Annotated in this window: 13 protein-coding genes and 2 tRNA genes; 5 read left to right on the forward strand and 10 right to left on the reverse strand. The window is 67.7% G+C overall.

The genetic code is table 11. The features are described from left to right. Positions 1 to 226: 226 nt before the first annotated feature. The 3 genes from VA603_RS03760 to VA603_RS03770 are packed head-to-tail and all read left to right on the forward strand — an operon-like array spanning position 227 to position 2,921. Positions 227 to 484 (forward strand): YciI family protein, encoded by a 258-nt coding sequence (locus tag VA603_RS03760; protein WP_323437958.1) that lies wholly within the window; start codon positions 227 to 229, stop codon positions 482 to 484. A gap of 4 nt (positions 485 to 488) precedes the next feature. Next, entirely contained in the window at positions 489 to 1,637 is a 1,149-nt protein-coding gene (proB, locus tag VA603_RS03765; RefSeq protein ID WP_192286064.1) for a glutamate 5-kinase, read from the forward strand. A gap of 27 nt (positions 1,638 to 1,664) precedes the next feature. After that, positions 1,665 to 2,921 (forward strand): glutamate-5-semialdehyde dehydrogenase, encoded by a 1,257-nt coding sequence (locus VA603_RS03770; protein ID WP_132863009.1) that lies wholly within the window; start codon positions 1,665 to 1,667, stop codon positions 2,919 to 2,921. Between the two features lie 19 nt (positions 2,922 to 2,940). Here VA603_RS03770 and VA603_RS03775 read toward each other — a convergent pair whose 3' ends face one another. From VA603_RS03775 to VA603_RS03800, 6 genes are all read right to left on the reverse strand, one after another. Continuing rightward, positions 2,941 to 4,146 carry a CynX/NimT family MFS transporter gene (locus VA603_RS03775; RefSeq protein ID WP_192286062.1) on the reverse strand — a complete coding sequence of 402 codons (1,206 nt, stop codon included), beginning with the start codon at positions 4,144 to 4,146 and terminating at the stop codon, positions 2,941 to 2,943. Between the two features lie 82 nt (positions 4,147 to 4,228). Then, positions 4,229 to 4,305, reverse strand: a tRNA-Pro gene (locus tag VA603_RS03780). A 162-nt stretch (positions 4,306 to 4,467) separates the two neighbouring features. Beyond that, positions 4,468 to 4,544 (reverse strand) — tRNA-Pro (locus VA603_RS03785). 60 nt (positions 4,545 to 4,604) lie between these two features. Next, positions 4,605 to 4,715, reverse strand: coding sequence for a cytochrome bd-I oxidase subunit CydX (gene cydX / locus VA603_RS03790; protein ID WP_132863011.1), 111 nt, complete (start codon positions 4,713 to 4,715; stop codon positions 4,605 to 4,607). A gap of 32 nt (positions 4,716 to 4,747) precedes the next feature. Further along, on the reverse strand, positions 4,748 to 5,899 hold the full coding sequence (cydB, locus tag VA603_RS03795; protein ID WP_323437959.1) for a cytochrome d ubiquinol oxidase subunit II: 1,152 nt from the start codon (positions 5,897 to 5,899) through the stop codon (positions 4,748 to 4,750). 15 nt (positions 5,900 to 5,914) lie between these two features. Beyond that, on the reverse strand, positions 5,915 to 7,498 hold the full coding sequence (locus VA603_RS03800; protein ID WP_323437960.1) for a cytochrome ubiquinol oxidase subunit I: 1,584 nt from the start codon (positions 7,496 to 7,498) through the stop codon (positions 5,915 to 5,917). 195 nt (positions 7,499 to 7,693) lie between these two features. Between VA603_RS03800 and cydD the strand changes: the two genes are divergently transcribed. Together cydD and cydC are read left to right on the forward strand one after the other, a co-directional pair. Continuing rightward, a complete protein-coding gene (gene cydD, locus VA603_RS03805) occupies positions 7,694 to 9,397 on the forward strand; it encodes a thiol reductant ABC exporter subunit CydD (protein WP_323437961.1) in 1,704 nt (567 codons plus the stop codon). Next, entirely contained in the window at positions 9,394 to 11,073 is a 1,680-nt protein-coding gene (gene cydC, locus VA603_RS03810) for a thiol reductant ABC exporter subunit CydC (protein ID WP_323437962.1), read from the forward strand. The genes cydD and cydC overlap by 4 nt, the downstream gene beginning before the upstream one ends. Positions 11,074 to 11,135: 62 nt before the next feature. Here cydC and VA603_RS03815 read toward each other — a convergent pair whose 3' ends face one another. From VA603_RS03815 to metX, 4 genes are all read right to left on the reverse strand, one after another. Next, positions 11,136 to 13,100: a PEP/pyruvate-binding domain-containing protein gene (locus VA603_RS03815; RefSeq protein ID WP_323437963.1), complete on the reverse strand. Its 1,965-nt coding sequence runs from the start codon at positions 13,098 to 13,100 to the stop codon at positions 11,136 to 11,138. 101 nt (positions 13,101 to 13,201) lie between these two features. Then, on the reverse strand, positions 13,202 to 13,834 hold the full coding sequence (locus VA603_RS03820; protein WP_323437964.1) for a DUF1294 domain-containing protein: 633 nt from the start codon (positions 13,832 to 13,834) through the stop codon (positions 13,202 to 13,204). A 130-nt stretch (positions 13,835 to 13,964) separates the two neighbouring features. Then, positions 13,965 to 14,798, reverse strand: coding sequence for a DNA ligase (locus VA603_RS03825; protein WP_323437965.1), 834 nt, complete (start codon positions 14,796 to 14,798; stop codon positions 13,965 to 13,967). 95 nt (positions 14,799 to 14,893) lie between these two features. Further along, complete coding sequence (metX, locus tag VA603_RS03830) at positions 14,894 to 16,018, reverse strand: homoserine O-acetyltransferase MetX (protein ID WP_192286055.1); 1,125 nt, start codon at positions 16,016 to 16,018, stop codon at positions 14,894 to 14,896. Positions 16,019 to 16,046: the final 28 nt, after the last annotated feature.

Raw genomic sequence — 16,046 nt, forward strand, 5'->3', positions numbered from 1 at the left:
TAAGCCCCTCTCCCGCCTGCGGAAGAGGGGTTGGGGTGAGGGGAAGCTCCTGGCTGGGCAACGTCCAAAGCCTCCCTCATCCGCCCTCCGGGCACCTTCTCCCGCAGGCGGGAGAAGGGACAGCCAAAGCAACAGCCAAAGCAACAGCCAAAGCAAGTTCCAAGCGAAAGCAATCGTGTCATCTTCGCTTTCGTCGTGGTGTCATGCGCAGCTAAAGGAGAACGCAATGAAGCTCTACCTCGTACTGGCAATGCGCAAGCCGTCATTTGACGATGCAGTGATTGCCCCCCACATCGCTTTCCTCAACGCACTCGACGCGAAAGACCAGCTGTACTTGACCGGCGGCTTCAGCGATGGCACCGGCGGCGCCTATGTCTTGAAGAACGTCGAAACACTGGAAGCTGCCAAGGCCGTCGTCGCCGCCGATCCGTTGGCCCTCCACGGCAGTTCCGAGCTGATCATTCACGAGTGGAATACACGTTGATCCCATGATCCAGACTTCACTTTCGCCGTTCACCGAACAAGCACTGCCGCAGTGGCGCCGGGCCGTGCTCAAGGTCGGCAGCAGCCTGCTCGCCGCCGACGGCGGCGGGCTGACGCCACGCTTCGCGCTGGGCTTGGCGCAGTTCGTTTCGGCCAATGTGCTGGCCGGGCGCGAGGTGGTGATCGTGTCCTCCGGCGCGGTGGCGGCCGGTCGCGCCATCGTGCCGAAGGCGGCCGAGGCCGGTGCGGCGATGGCGGCACGGCAGGCGCTGGCCGCGTTGGGCCAGGCGCAGCTGATCGCGCTGTGGCAGCGCTTCTTCGAACGGCCGGTGGCACAGGTGCTGCTGACCCACGACGACCTGCGCAACCGCCGGCGCTATCTCAACGCGCGCGCCGCACTCACCGAGTTGCTGGCGCTGGGTGCGCTGCCGGTGGTCAACGAGAACGACACCGTTTCGGTGGATGAACTGAAGCTGGGCGACAACGACAATCTGGCCGCGATCGTGGCCGCGCTGGTGGACGCCGATGCCTTGTTCATCGCCACCGACATCGATGGCCTGTACACCGCCGACCCGCGCGGCAATCCCGATGCGCGGCCGATCAACGAGGTCCTGGAACTGACGCCGGAGGTGCTGGCGATGGCCGGTGGCAGCGGCAGCGCGGTGGGGACCGGTGGCATGCAGACCAAGTTGCAGGCCGCGGCCAAGGCCGGTGCGGCGGGGATCGATACCTTCCTGTTCAACGGCCGGGATGGCGACGTGGTGCGTGGGCTGGCCCAGGGGCGGCTGCGCGGTACCCGCCTGCACGCCGGGCAGTCGCGCATCGCCGCACGCAAGTACTGGCTGCGGCATGCGCCACTGGAACCGGGTGCGATCCTGATCGACGCCGGTGCCGCGCGTGCGTTGCGCGAGAAAGGTGCATCGCTGCTGCCCGGCGGCGTGCTCGGCGCCGAAGGTGAGTTCCGGCGCGGCGACATGGTGGAGGTACGCCTGTTCGACGTACAGGGCCAGCAGAAGGTCGCGCGCGGCGTCAGCCAGTATTCGGCGGTGGACATCCGCCGCATCAGCCAGCACCACACGCGCGAGATCGAATCCATCCTTGGCTACAACTACGGCGACAACGTGGTCCACCGTGATGACATGGTGGTGCTGTGAGTTCGCCCCGCAACCACGGGAACCGTCATGAGTGATATCCGCACCCTGGCCCTGCAATGCCGTGATGCCGCCCTGCAACTGGGCCGTCTCTCCACGCAGGCCCGTGGCGACCTGCTGCAGGCGATGGCGGCGGCACTGGAGGCCGATGCCCCGGCCATCCTGGCGGCCAATGACAAGGACCTGCAGGCCGCGCGCGACAAGGGCGTGGGCACTGCGATGCTCGATCGGTTGGCGTTGAACCCGTCACGCCTGGCCGGTGTGGCCAATGCGCTGCGCGAGGTGGCGGCGCTGCCGGACCCGGTGGGCGAGGTCACCCGCGACTATGTGCGGCCCAATGGCATCCGCGTGCAGAAGGTGCGCGTGCCGCTGGGGGTGATCGCGATGATCTACGAGGCGCGCCCGAACGTGACCGCTGATGCGGCGGCGCTGTGCATCAAGGCCGGCAACGGCGTGATCCTGCGTGGCGGTTCGGAGGCGATCCATTCCAACACCGCCATCGCCGCCAGCCTCCGGCGCGCCCTGCGCGAGGCCGGCTTGGCGGAAGCGGCGCTGACCCTGGTCGAGGACCTGCGCCGCGAAACCATGCTGGAACTGCTGCAGCTCAACGACGTCATCGACCTGGCCATCCCGCGCGGTGGCGAGGGCCTGATCCGCTTCGTCGCCGAGCATGCGCGGGTGCCGGTGATCAAGCACTACAAGGGCGTGTGCCATCTGTTCGTCGATGACAGTGCCGATATCGATCTGGCGATCGGCCTGCTGGTCGATGGCAAGGTCTCGCGTCCGGCGGCCTGCAATTCGCTGGAAACACTGCTGGTGCATGAAGCCATCGCTGCGCGCTTCCTGCCGGCGGCGGCGCAGGCGTTGCGCGAGCGCGGGGTGGAGCTGCGGGGGGATGTGGCCACCCGCGCGGTGCTGCCGGACGTGCTGGCCGCCACGGAAGACGACTACGCCGCCGAGTACCTGGACCTGATCCTGGCCATCCGCATCGTGCCGGACCTGCAGGCTGCCATCGCGCATATCCAGCAGTACACCTCCGACCATACCGAGGTGATCGCCACCGGTACGCCCGCACACGGCCAGGCATTCGTGCAGGCATTGCGCTCGGCGGTGGTGATGGTCAACGCCTCCTCACGCTTCTCCGACGGCGGTGAGCTGGGGCTGGGCGCGGAAATCGGCATTTCCACCACGCGCCTGCATTCCTATGGCCCGATGGGCCTGGAAGCACTCACGGTGGAGCGTTTCGTGGTGCAGGGCGAGGGCCAGGTGCGGCACCCGTTGGGTTGATACCCGCCGAGGGGGCGCCTTACCAGCGGTCTTCCAGTTGCTGCGGCTTGCAGGCGAACCAGGCGGCGGTCGTCAGCACCACCGAGCACAGCGCGAGGAAGGCGAACGACCAGGTCCAGCCACCGCTGACGCCGTGCAGCCAGCCGAACAGCAGCGGGCCAAGGCTGGCCAGGCTGTAGCCCACCCCCTGCATGAAGCCGGACAGGGCGGCCGAGCCGGCCTGGGTGCGGGTGCGCAGGTTGATCAGGGTCAGGCCCAGCGGGAACGTGGAAGGGCCCAGGCCGGCGATGATTGCCCACAGCCACGGGGCCTTCATCGGGGCCCAGAGCAGGCCGGCGAAGGCGATCATGTTCAGCACGAACACCATCACCGCGATCGGGAACGGGTTGCGCAGGCGCACCGCCAGCGCGGGCACCAGCAGCGAAGGGGCCAGGCCGATCGCCGAGTACACCGCCACCATCACGCCACCGAAGGCTTCGCTGGCGCCGGCTTCCACCATCACCTTCGGCAGCCAGGTGAACAGGGAATAGGTACCCAGCGAGGTCATGCCGAACATCAGTGCCATGCCCCAGCCCAGCGATGTCTTCCAGACACGCCCCGGCGCGTGGCCGGTGGCTGCCGAGGCGGCTTCGCGGGGCGCCTGCCGGGCGAGCAGGATCCATGGCAGCAGGGCGGCCAGCGACAGCAGCGACCACATGCCCAGCGAGATGCGCCAATCGAAGGCATCGGCCATCGGCACCGCCAGCAGCGCGGGGATCATGGTGCCGGCCTGCAGCACGGTGATGTAGATCGTGCTCAACGTACCAACGCGGTCGGCGAAGTAGCGCTTGACCAGCGGCGGGACCACCACGTTGCCCATGCCCATGCCGGCCAGCGCGATCGCCGAGCCCAGCATCAGCATGCCGACATTGCCGGAGGCCGCGCGCAGCAGCAGACCCAGCGTGGCCAGCACCATGGTCAGCACGGCGGTGCGTTCCAGGCCGATGGCGCGGGTGATGCGGGGCGTCGCCAGGCCGAAGGCGGCGAAGGCGGCCGTCGGCATCATGCCGAGCACGCCGGTCATGGTGCTGCCGAAGTCGAAGACGTGGCCCAGCCGGTCCAGCAACGGCGTCAGCGAGGTCACCGCGCTGCGCAGGTTGGCCGAAACCAGCACGATGGCGACGAACGCCAGCAGACGGCCATGCAGCAGCGGGGCCGGGGTGGGGGAGGTGGTGGGCGAAGACATGTCGAACTCCGGCATGGCGGGTCCGGCACCGTGTGGAACCCGCCTAAAACAAAAGCCGGCCAGAGGCCGGCTTTTGTTGAATTGGTCGGGGAGACAGGATTCGAACCTGCGACCTCTACGTCCCGAACGTAGCGCTCTACCAGACTGAGCTACACCCCGAAGGAGCCGCCTATGATAACGGCGTTCCCGCAGTCTTGCAAGTGGTTTTCCCCGGAAGCCAACCGCGCGGGAGGGTTGCTTCCAGTGCGCCCGAAGGCGGCTTGTACATCCACAAAAAAGCCTGGAAAACGTCGCCGTTTTCCAGGCTTCGATGCGACCTTCTGGTCGGGGAGACAGGATTCGAACCTGCGACCTCTACGTCCCGAACGTAGCGCTCTACCAGACTGAGCTACACCCCGTGAAGGAGCCCGGAAAGATACGCTCAGTCCGGGCTCCTGACAATACCTCAGCGCATTTTTTTAACGTTTTGTTTCACTCTTGCGCGCTTCGCGTGCTTCGAACCACATGCCGTTGAGGATCGCAACGGTCGAAGCAAGACCAGCACCCAGAATCCAGGCGAAATACCACATGTGATGTCTCCTTCCTAAAGCGTGGATGTGGATCAGTAGGCGTTCGGGTTTTCACCCATTTCCGTCAGCGTGGTCTTGCCCTTCAGCACGCGGTACACCCAGGTGGTGTAGCCGATGATGATCGGCAGGAAGACCACCGTGGCCAGCAGCATGATCCACAGCGTCAGATGGCTGGACGATGCGTCCCACAGCGTCAGGCTGGAGCCCGGCTGGCTGGAGGAGGGCAGCAGGAACGGGAAGATGGCGAAGCCGACGGTGAAGATGATGCCGGCGATCGACAGGCCCGAGGCGATGAAGGCCAGGCCGCCACGGCGCTTGCGCAGCAGCACAGCACTGGCCAGCGCGCCGATCAGGCCCACCACCGGCGCCAGGATCGTGGCCGGCATGGCGCTGTAGTTGTGCATCCAGCCACCGGCGGCGGTCAGTTCGGCACTCTTCAACAGCGGGTTGCTGGCCCCATCGCTGATCACCTGCGAGGTGACCGCATAGCCCGGCAGGCCCAGTGCGACCCAGGCACCGCCGGCGGCGAACAGCACGAAGCTGACGATGGCGGCGATGCTGCCGAAGCGGGCCGAACGATCGGCCACCGGGCCGTCGGTCTTGAGCACCAGCATGGCGGCACCGTGCGAGACCAGCATGGCGACGCTGAGCAGGCCGGCCAGCAGGGCGAACGGGGTCAGCAGGCCGAAGAACGTGCCCGTGTACCAGACGCGCTGGCTGTCATCGAAGTGGTAGGGGACGCCCAGCAGCACGTTGCCCACGGCCACGCCCATGATCAGCGCCGGGACGAAGCCACCGATGAACAGTGCCCAGTCCCAGTTGTTGCGCCAGCGCTGGCTGGGCATCTTGCCGCGGTACTTGAAGCCGACCGGGCGCAGGATCAGGGCGAACAGGATGACGAACATCGCCAGGTAGAAGCCGGAGAAGCTCACCGCGTACAGCGGCGGCCAGGCGGCGAAGATCGCGCCGCCACCGAGCACCAGCCACACCTGGTTGCCTTCCCATACCGGGCCGATGGTGTTGATCACCAGGCGGCGTTCCTCGTCGGTCCTGGCCACGAACGGCAGCAGCGCGCCGACGCCCAGGTCAAAACCATCCATCACCGCGAAGCCGATCAGCAGCACGCCCAGCAGCAGCCACCAGATCACGCGTAGCGTCGTGTAGTCCAGAAGAATGAAATCCATGAGTGTTCTCCTGCCTTATGCCTGGCGCGTGGCCGGCGAGGCGGCGTTGTTGGAAGCAGCCGAGGGCTGCAGCGAGGGCAGGATGTCGTCCGGGCCCTTGCGGATGGCCTTCAGCATCAGCTTGATCTCGATGATCATCAGCACCGTGTACAGCGCGGTGAAGCCGGCCAGGGTCATGACGATCTGGTGCAGGGCCAGGCCCGAGGCGGCGTAGAAGGTCGGCAGCACGCCATCCACGGCCCACGGCTGGCGGCCGTACTCGGCGATGAACCAACCGCATTCGATGGCGATCCACGGGGCCGGCAGCGTCCACAGCGCGATCTTCAGGAAGGTGCGCTTGTCCTGGAAGTTGTGGCGGCAGGAGTAGTAGAAGGCCACCGCGAAGAAGGCGATCAGGTAGAAACCCAGGCCGGCCATGATGCGGAAGGTCCAGAACAGCGGGGCCACCGTCGGCACCGTGTCCATCGCGGCCTGCGAGATCTCCTGCGGCGTGGCGTTGAGGATGTCCGCGCGGTAACGCTTGAGCAGCAGGCCGTGGCCCAGGTCCTGCCAATGGCGGTCGAACATTTCACGGGCTTCGACGTCGTTCTTGTTGGCGCGGATGCGCTCCAGTGCACCGTAGGCCAGCTGGCCGCCGCGGATGCGGTGCTCGGCGCGCTCGACCAGTTCCAGGATGCCCGGGATCGGCTTGTCCAGCGAACGGGTGGCGATCAGGCCCATCAGGTACGGGATCTTGACCGCGTAGTCGTTCTGGTGGGTCTGCTGGTTCGGGATGCCGAAGGCGGTGAAGTCGGCCGGGGCACGCTCGGTCTCCCACATGGCTTCGATCGCGGCCAGCTTCATCTTCTGGTGCTCGTTGGCGGCGTAGCCGCTTTCGTCACCCAGCACCACCACCGACAGCGAGGACAGCAGGCCGAAGGCCGCCGCCACCGCGAACGAGCGGCGGGCGACGTCATGGTGCTTGTTGCGCAGCAGGAAGAAGGCGCTGATCGACATCACGAACACCGCGCCGGTCACGTAGCCGGCCGACACGGTGTGCACGAACTTGGCCTGTGCCACCGGGTTGAACAGCACGGCCATGAAGTCCACGACTTCCATGCGCATCGTTTCCGGGTTGAACACGGCACCCACCGGGTGCTGCATCCAGCCGTTGGCGATCAGGATCCACAGCGCCGACAGGTTGGTGCCCAGCGCCATCAGCCAGGTCACGGTCAGGTGCTGCACCTTGGACAGGCGGCCCCAGCCGAAGAAGAACAGGCCGATGAAGGTGGCTTCCAGGAAGAACGCCATCAGGCCTTCGATGGCCAGCGGCGCGCCGAAGATGTCGCCGACGTAATGGCTGTAGTAGGACCAGTTCATGCCGAACTGGAACTCCATGACGATGCCGGTACCCACGCCCATGGCGAAGTTGATACCGAACAGCACGCCCCAGAACAGGGTCATGCGGCGCCAGACGTCCTTGCCGGTCATGACATAGACGCTCTCCATGATCGCGATCATGAAGGACAGGCCCAGGGTGAGCGGGACGAAAAGGAAGTGGTACATCGCGGTCAGCGCGAACTGCAACCGCGACAGTTCTACGACTGTTGGATCAATCATGGCCTATCTACCTCGTGGGTGGGCGTCATGGGGCTGGAGGGGGTTCTATGGACAGAATGCTCCGGGTTCATGCATTGCCGTGCCTTGATCTGGATCAATGTGACGGTCGTGCGCAACCGCGAAGGTGCGGTTGCCGGCGGACGGGGTGCTGCTTGCTTACAATCAGGCAGATTTCCTTCACCAGAGTTGCCAATCTTGAGCGAAGTTCCACATCCGGGCGAAGCGTTGCGCCAGCAGCGTCGCCAGCATCAGCAATGGCTGGCCTCCCTCGCCGCCGGGGCCCGCCCACGGCAGCGGCTGGCGGCCCTGTCCGTGTGTGCTTCGGGTGCGTTGCTGATCGTGCAGGCCGGGGCCATTGCCTGGTTGATCCAGAGCATAGTAGTGGAGGGCTTGCCCATCGTGCAGGCAGTTCACGTTTTCGGCCTGCTGGCCGCGGTGCTGGTGGCGCGCAGCCTGCTGGGCGGCCTGACCCAGTCCGCCGCCGGAGACGTGGCCGACAGTGCGCGGCTGGCGCTGCGCGAGCAGGTCTACCGGCGGCTGATGGCACGCGGCCCGCTGTGGCAGCGACGCCAGCGCAGCGGCGAGCTGGGCGAGCTGCTGCTGGCCCACGGTGACGCCATCGAGGGCTACTACGCCGGCTTCCAGCCGGTACGGGTGGAAGTGGTGGTGGTGCCGCTGCTGATCGCCGTCGCGGTGGCCTGGGTGGACTGGGTGGTGGCGGTGATCTTCCTGTTCACCGCACCGCTGGTGCCGTTCTTCATGATGCTGGTGGGCTGGGGGGCCGAGGCCGCCGGCCGGGCCCAGCTCGGCGAGCTGGCGCGCATGAGCGGACATTTCGCCGATCGCATCAAGGGGCTGGGCCTGCTGCGCCTGTACGGGCGCGGGGATGCCGAGTTGCAGGGCATCGCGCAGGCCGCCGACGGGGTGCGCGTGCGGACCATGAAGGTACTGCGGATCGCCTTCCTGTCCTCCACCGTGCTGGAGTTCTTCGCCTCGGTCAGCGTGGCGATGGTGGCCCTGTACCTGGGCCTGAGCTACCTGGGGATGATGTCGCTGCATGCCAGCGTGCCGACCCTGGGTACCGGCATGTTCTGCCTGCTGCTGGCGCCGGAGTTCTACGCCCCGTTGCGGCGGCTGGCCGCGCATTACCACGACCGGGCCAACGCGCTGGCGGCGGCGGCCGAAGTGGAGCGGCTGCTGGCCGAGGACACCCGCCTTGCCCCGGGGCCGGCCGACACCGCGTCCACCGGGCAGGAACCGGCCCAGCGGCATGCGCCCTTGTTGCGGGTGCAGGGCGCGACACTGCGCCCGCAGGGCAGTGCGCAGAATGTGCTGCGTGGTTTCTCTCTCTCCCTCACCGATGGCCAGCGCGTGGCGCTGGTCGGTCCCAGCGGCAGCGGCAAAAGCACCGTGCTGGAAGCGCTGGCGGGCTGGTTGCCGCCCCGCCAGGGCCGGATCGTGCTGCGTGAGGGGGTCAGGGTCGGTTACGCCGGGCAGCGCCCGTACCTGTTCCACGGTTCGATCGCCGACAACCTGCGGCTGGCCGACCCGTCGGTCAGTGACGCGCGGCTGCAGGCCGTGGCGGAGGTGGCGCAGGTGATGCGGTTTGCCCGGGACCTGCCGCAGGGCCTGGACACGGTGATCGGCGAGCGCGGCTTTGGCCTGTCCGGCGGCGAGGCGCGTCGCATCGGCCTGGCCCGGCTGCTGTTGCGAGAGCCGGACCTGCTCCTGCTCGATGAGCCCACCGCGTTCCTTGATCCGCAGACCGAGGCCGACCTGCTGCAGGCCCTGGCCGCACATACGCGGGGGCGCACTGTGTTGATGGCGACCCACAGCGAGGCGGCGATGCGCTGGGCCGACGCGATCATCGACCTGCAGCAGCCGGAGGTGCGTGCATGAGTGGCGATGACATGCGAAGCGTGTTCGGCCGGCAGCGCGGGTGGTTGTTGCTGTCGATCGTGCTGCTGTTCACCACGATGCTGGCCGGGGTGAGCCTGTTGGGGCTGTCCGGCGGCTTCCTGACCGGGGCGGCGCTGGCCGGTGCGCTGGGCATGGGCGCGACCTTCAACTTCTTCTCGCCATCGGCGGGGATCCGCGGGCTGACGATGGCGCGGATCGTGTCGCGCTACTTCGAGAAGCTGGTCGGGCACGAGGCTACCCTGCGCATTGCCCGGGACTTGCGCGTGTGGTTCTTCCGGCGCGCCTTGCCGCTCGCGCCGGCACGCCTGGGCAGCAGCCGTACCGGCGAACTGCTGGCGCGGCTGATGTCCGATATCGGCGAGATGGACGGTTGGGTGGTGCGCGCGCTGGGGCCGTTGCTGGCGCTGGCCGGCATGTGCGTGGCCACGATCATCGCCGCCGCGTTGATCTACTGGCCGGCGGCATTGTTGTTGCTGGTGCTGGCGGTACTGGTGGGCGTGGGCGTGCCGTTGCTGGCGGTGCGACGCGGGGATGCCGGCGAGGCGCAACGTGCGCAGAGCCGTGCGACCCTGCGCACGCTCGCCTATGAAGGGTTGGAAGGTGTTGCCGACCTCACCGCGCTGCACGCGCGCGATGCCTGGATCGCACGTGTCGATGCGGCCGCACGCGAAGTGGCCGGTCGTGACCGGCGGCGCCGTCGCCGCCTGATCGGCGGCAACGTCCTGCATGCCGTCTTGTCGGGGCTGGGCCTGCTGGCGATGTTGTGGCTGGCGCTGTCCGCCTTCGAGGCCGGGCGGATAGAAGCGCCCCATGCGGCGGCGCTGGTGTTCATGACCGTGGCGTTGCTGGAGGTGGCTGCAGGCAGCGGCATCGCCTGGCAGGCGTGGCAGTCCGCACGCGTGGCCGGAGGACGCCTGCAGCAGATCATCGAGCAGCCACCGTCGGTGCCCGAGGCCGCGACGCCGGCGCCGGTGCCGGCCGGTGATGCATCGGTCGTGTTCGAGCAAGTGGTGTTCGCTTGGCCTGGCGAGCGCCGGCGCCTGCTGGACGGCGTGGACCTGCACCTTGCAGCGGGAGACCGCGTGGCGATCCGTGGCGACAGCGGCAGCGGCAAGACCACGTTGTCGGCGTTGCTGCTGCGGCTGTGGGACCCGGGGCAGGGCAGTGTGCGCTACGGCGGCGTGGACCTGCGCCGGTTCGCGCAGGACGACTGGCATCGCCAGATCGCATGGTTGCCGCAGGGCGCGCCGGTGTTCGCCGGCAGCATTGCCGAGAACCTGCGCCTTGGCCGCCCGGATGCCAGCGACGACGCGCTGTGGCAGGTGCTGGAACAGGTCCGCTTGGGCGAATGGGCGCGCCAGCAGGGCGGGTTGCTGGCATGGGTCGGCGAGAACGGTGCGACGATGTCGGCCGGGCAGGCGCGACGCCTGGCGCTGGCCCGCGCGTTGTTGCGCGATGCACCGCTGATGGTGCTCGATGAACCCACCGAAGGCCTGGACGTGGACACCGCGCACGCGCTGTTGACGGACCTGGCCGCGGCCCTGGGTTCGCGCAGCCTGCTGATGATCACGCACGACCGCCTGCCGCCAGGCGTCGTGCACCGGGAGTACCGCCTGCAGCAGGGGCAGTTGCTGGAGTTGGACCCCGCGCCGTAGGAACGACTTCAGCGGCGAAGCTGGCGCTGTGGCAGGTCGTCGAAAGGGCAACCCCTCCTGGGTTACCGGCTACCGTCCACGTAAGGGCGCGACTGCAGGATCAGGATGTCGTTGCCGACCACCGCCCACTCGATGTCCTGCTCGGTGCCGCCCAGGGCTTGCCGGGTTCTGCGGCCAACGGCGGCAAGCCGCGCGACCAATGCGTCGTTCAACACCTGGCGTGAAGCGGGCAGGGCAACCTCGCGTACGCCGCCATTGCGATCGGCGACCAGCTGGGTGTCTTCGGCCGAACGGCTGAGCACCTGCACCGCCCGCGAGCGGCTGGAATACATCACCTGTTCGGCCTGGCGCTTGCCTTCCACCACACGGATGCCCAGTCCGCGCTTGGCCGAGATATAGGTGATGTTGCGACGGCCAGCATCGAACGGATCGCGGGTGATCATCACGCCCGAGCTGTCCGAAGGCACGGCCTGCTGCACCAGTACCGCCATGACCAACGCGTCCTGCCCCAGCCCTGCCACGCGCCGGGCTTCGTAGGCTTCGAAGTTGTAGACCGATGCCCACACCGTCTGCACCGCCTTGACCAGCGCATCGGCGCGCACGACGTTGGGAACGGTCGTGTACAGGCCGGCACCGCTGAAGCCGGGCAGGTCCTCGGAGTTGGACGAGCTGCGCACGAACACGCCGGCGCTCCGCAACTGGCCTTGCCATTGGCTCTGCACGAGCTGGACCAGCGCAGGGTCCGCAGGCGCATTGACGATGGCCTCGCGCAGCTCGGTCAACGCCTGGCGACGGCGTGAGGCGTCGCCGGCGAAGCCCGGGCTTTGCTCCAACGCGGCCAGTCGTTCGGGAATGCGCAGGCGTTGCATGAAGGCCTGGTAGCGCGAGAACGGAATGCAGAAGCCGTCCGGCACACGCGCATCGGGCGGCAGCGCGGCGCGGAGCGTGCCGAGATTGGCGGCCTTCACGCCGCAATGGCGGCTGTCGCCCCGGCGCAGTTCGGCCAATGGCTTGAGCGCACTGACCGACAGGTCCGGTCGCGGCAGGCTGGCGGTTGGACGCTGCGCGGTGCTGACGGGTACGCGTGCCGGACGCGTGGCCGGGCGCACGCTGTAGTTGGTGTTGCTGACCTCCAGCTCCACCCATTGGCCGTCATGGCGGCGCAGCTCGGCCTGTGCGTCGCGGACATACGCATTGGGAATCCGCCACCCCTTGGCCAGCAGGTTGACGTGCGAGAGCAGGGTGGAAGGACGTTGGGTGATCAGCCCGGCTACCGGTGGCAGCGCGATGGGGACCTCATCCAGTACCACGATGTCCTGCGGCGACAGCTCGCCGGCCTGCTCCACCGAACGCACGATGCGCAGGCGGCCCTGCGCGCGACCGGTGTTCAATGGCAGGAAGACCTGCTCACGCAGCAGTGCTTCCTGGGTGATGAACGCGACGCCCGCGGCACGGGCGGCCTGTTCCTGCTGGGTGGAGTTGCTCTTGAACCGGATCGCGTCCTGGAACGTGGTACGGACACGGGCGTCGGCCAGCCGCAGCAGTTCCGGCGTGAGCTGGTCGCCTTCCCAGAATTCATGTACGTAGCCGGGCAGGGCGCGTTGCCAGCTGAGGGTGCCGAACAGGAACCGCCGCTGCGGATCGCGGTACTGCGCCGCCAGCGTGGCCTTGTCCAGCTGGGGCATGAGCTTCTCGTGGCGTACGAAGGTCTCGTGCAGCGGGAAACGCGGCGTGTTGATGTAGTACATGCGATCGCCCTGCTGGCGATCGATCGCGAAGATCAGGTGCGGAATCTCGAGTGGCGTGCCGACGTTGTAGACACGGGCCAGGCGCATGAAGTCCTCGCGGCCATCAATGCGTGACAGGAAGTCCGGTGCCTGCCGTGAGGCGGCGCTGGGAGCCTGCGGGGCATGTTCGTAGGACGACGGCTTGCGTGCCGTCTGCGCGGACGCCGGTGCAATGCACAGCACGGTGAGCGTGGCCAGGCCAAACAGACCGGCACGCAGGCGGGGAAGAAGGGGGCGCAAGGCTCTGTCCATGAGTCCGGTGGAACGCGGCAAACGGCGGCCATGATACGACGGCACCGTGAAGAGGTCCCGTTCCGATGGCATGGCGCCGGGGAGCCGACTCAGTGGACGCGCGTGAAGCGGCCGGACGCCAGCAGGTAGAGCACCGCGCAATGGATGAGCACGGTCAGCCAGAACGCGACCTGGAAGGACCGCTTGCGGTGCTTGTGGTGGAACAACCCCTGCGCCATCAGCGCACCGGGCCAGCCACCCAGCAGCGACACCAGGTGCAGGGTGTTTTCAGGGGTGCGCCGGCGGCCCTGCTGCGCGGCGGCCTTGTCCAGCGCGTACAGCAGCAGGGCGACCAGGCTGAGGCTGACGATGACCAGCGCGGACCATGCCGGTATCCATTCCAGCCACCCGCACGCTGCGAGCGACAGCAGGGCCGAAAGACCCAGCGCGATACGTGGCAGGTGGCGTGCGTGGCGGCCGGGTGTGGCGGATCGTCCCCTGGATGCGGGCGTTTTGCGGCCGCGGGCGCCCGCCGTGTCGGCCAGGCGCACGGCGGTGGCATTGAGGCGGTTGCGTTCATCCTTGCGCACCGCGTAGCTGATCAGCGCGCCGTTGGAGGGGCGCTGCCCGCGTTGGTCGAACGCCTTGATGTGGACGAAGGCGCGTTCGCCGCCACCGTTGGGGGTGACGAAGCCGAAGCCCTTGTCGTCGTTCCAGTCCTGCAGTCGTCCCTGGTAGCGCATCGTCGGCGTGGTGGTTCGGAGGGGTGTATTGGAGCCCAATCACGCGGCCGGCGATAGTGACCGGTGGGGCAGGGGCGCGCATTGGGCGCATCCCGCCTGGAACCGGCATCGCCTGTTCCAGGCCGGGGTGTCACTGGTTGGCATGCCGTACCCGCAGGAAGCGGGGGAAGCGCGGCAGGCCGTTGGGTGTCAGCCCGTTGTAGCGGTAGGTGACCTGGCTGCCGACCGGTGGCGGGGTGCGGCGCAGCGCGTCACTCAATCCGCTGCCCAGGCGGAAGTGCAGCCCCTGCGGCGTCTCCATCAACAGTGCGCCGACCATGCCGGTGTACTTGCCCTTGCCGGGAACGTAGCCGATCACGCGTGCTTCGGCATCCTCGAACAACTTGAGCTTGAACAGCCCATTGCTGCGACCGTCGCGGTAGGGATTGTCTTCATGGTGGAGCATCAATCCCTCGCCACCGCCTGCCGCCACGCTGCGCAGGTGACGGTGCAGGCTGTCCGTGTCGGCGAGGCGACGTTGCTCGACCAGGGCCAGGTGCGGGTTGCCGCTTTGTTCGACAACACCCTGTAATGCAGCCAGGCGCTGGCTGAACGTGCCTGGCTGCACCGGAAGGTCGAAGGCCATGAAACGCAGTTGTCGCCATGCGTCGTCGCGGGCGGGATTGCTGCGGACGATGGCGCTGGTGGCATCGAAGCGTTCGCGCGCGATCCAGAGTTCGCCGTCCATCACCTGCACCGGCCAACCGCGGGTGAACCAGACGGGCGCGGGTATCACGCTGCCGGTGCGGGTGCGGAGTTGCCGACCATCCCAGCGGGCGCGGACACCGTCGAGTTTCTCGCTGACCCAGAAGCGGGTGACGTCGGGACCGTCCTGCCAGGTGCTGGCGGACATCAAGGGGGATGAGGCGGCGTGCAGCGGGCCGCAGGTCAACAGCAGGAGGCACAGCAACAGGCGCGACACCATGGTGGCGACTCTCGTTCGGGGAAGAGTCGCCAGCGTGTTCGGCGCACCGTGATCAGGCCATCGGCCGCGCCCGGGGCGTGGCGTAGGCCCGGGGATCAGGCGGTTGTCGGCAGGGACTGCAGGAAGTCGCCTACCGCGGGGCCGAAGCGGTCGTAGTCGACCAGGAAGGCATCGTGGCCCTGGGGCGAGTCCATGCCGATGAAGCGGGCGTCGGCGCCGCCGGCACGCAGTCCGTCGGCAACCTGCTGCTGCTGTTCGACCGGGAACAGGATGTCGGTGTTGGCACCGATGGCCAGCGCACGCTCGACGTGGATCTTCGCCAGCCCGGCCAGCACGTCGCCGCCGGCGTATTCGGCCAGGTCGAACCAGTCCATCGAGCGGCCCAGGTAGAGGTAGCAGTTGGGGTCGAAGCGGCGCACGAAGCGGCGCGCATGGCCTTCCAGGTAGCTTTCGACCTGGAACTCCATGCCGAACGGGTCTTCGTCGGCCAGCTCCGAATCCAGTCGCACGCGACCAAAGCGGCCATCCCATTCCAAGGCCGAGCGGTAGGTGATCACGCCCAGCTTGCGGGCCATGCGCATGCCTGACTCGGGGTAGTGCTCCTCGTCGTAGTCGCCGTTGTTCCAGGCCGGGTCCAGGCGGATGGCCTCGCGCTGCAGCGAGCGAATGGCGATGGAGAACGGAAGGGCCTGCGCGCTGCCGGAAATGTTGATGTGGCTGCGGGCGATGCCCGGGTGCTGGTACAGCAGCGCCAGCGCGGTCATGCCGCCCATGGAGTTGCCGATCAGGCAGGCCAGCTGCGTGATGCCCAGGGCCTTGACCACGTCGGCGGCGGCATTGGCCACATCCTCGATGGACAGCTCCGGGAAGCTCAGCCGGTACGGCTGTCCGGTCGCCGGGTCCGGCGATGCGGGGCCAGTGGAGCCCTTGCAGCTGCCCAGCGAATTGACGCAGACCACGAACCAGCGGTTGGTATCGATCGGCTTGCCGGGGCCAAGCATGGGTTCCCACCAGCCCGGCGCCGGGTTGCCGGCATGGCTGGCGGCATGGGCATCGGGCGACAGCCCGGTGACGATCAGGATGGCATTGCTGGCCTGGGCATCGAGCGTGCCCCAGGTTTCGTAAGCGACGCGGGCGCCATGCAACACGCCGCCGCGCTTCATCGGGAAAGGCGAGGCGAGGGCGTGAAAGCGGCTGCCTTCGGGGATGAATTCAGTCATCGGCCAATTTTAACGGGGCAGGGGAAAT

The organism is Stenotrophomonas capsici, from assembly GCF_034961085.1.
Classification (GTDB): Bacteria; Pseudomonadota; Gammaproteobacteria; order Xanthomonadales; family Xanthomonadaceae; genus Stenotrophomonas; species Stenotrophomonas capsici.

What these genes read in the sequence shown, in the direction of transcription:
- VA603_RS03760 (WP_323437958.1), top strand. Translation starts at nt 227, where the DNA reads ATGAAGCTCTACCTCGTACTGGCAATGCGCAAGCCGTCATTTGACGAT.
- proB (WP_192286064.1), top strand. Translation starts at nt 489, where the DNA reads ATGATCCAGACTTCACTTTCGCCGTTCACCGAACAAGCACTGCCGCAG.
- VA603_RS03770 (WP_132863009.1), top strand. Translation starts at nt 1,665, where the DNA reads ATGAGTGATATCCGCACCCTGGCCCTGCAATGCCGTGATGCCGCCCTG.
- VA603_RS03775 (WP_192286062.1), bottom strand. Translation starts at nt 4,146, where the DNA reads ATGTCTTCGCCCACCACCTCCCCCACCCCGGCCCCGCTGCTGCATGGC.
- cydX (WP_132863011.1), bottom strand. Translation starts at nt 4,715, where the DNA reads ATGTGGTATTTCGCCTGGATTCTGGGTGCTGGTCTTGCTTCGACCGTT.
- cydB (WP_323437959.1), bottom strand. Translation starts at nt 5,899, where the DNA reads ATGGATTTCATTCTTCTGGACTACACGACGCTACGCGTGATCTGGTGG.
- VA603_RS03800 (WP_323437960.1), bottom strand. Translation starts at nt 7,498, where the DNA reads ATGATTGATCCAACAGTCGTAGAACTGTCGCGGTTGCAGTTCGCGCTG.
- cydC (WP_323437962.1), top strand. Translation starts at nt 9,394, where the DNA reads ATGAGTGGCGATGACATGCGAAGCGTGTTCGGCCGGCAGCGCGGGTGG.
- VA603_RS03820 (WP_323437964.1), bottom strand. Translation starts at nt 13,834, where the DNA reads ATGCGCTACCAGGGACGACTGCAGGACTGGAACGACGACAAGGGCTTC.
- VA603_RS03825 (WP_323437965.1), bottom strand. Translation starts at nt 14,798, where the DNA reads ATGGTGTCGCGCCTGTTGCTGTGCCTCCTGCTGTTGACCTGCGGCCCG.
- metX (WP_192286055.1), bottom strand. Translation starts at nt 16,018, where the DNA reads ATGACTGAATTCATCCCCGAAGGCAGCCGCTTTCACGCCCTCGCCTCG.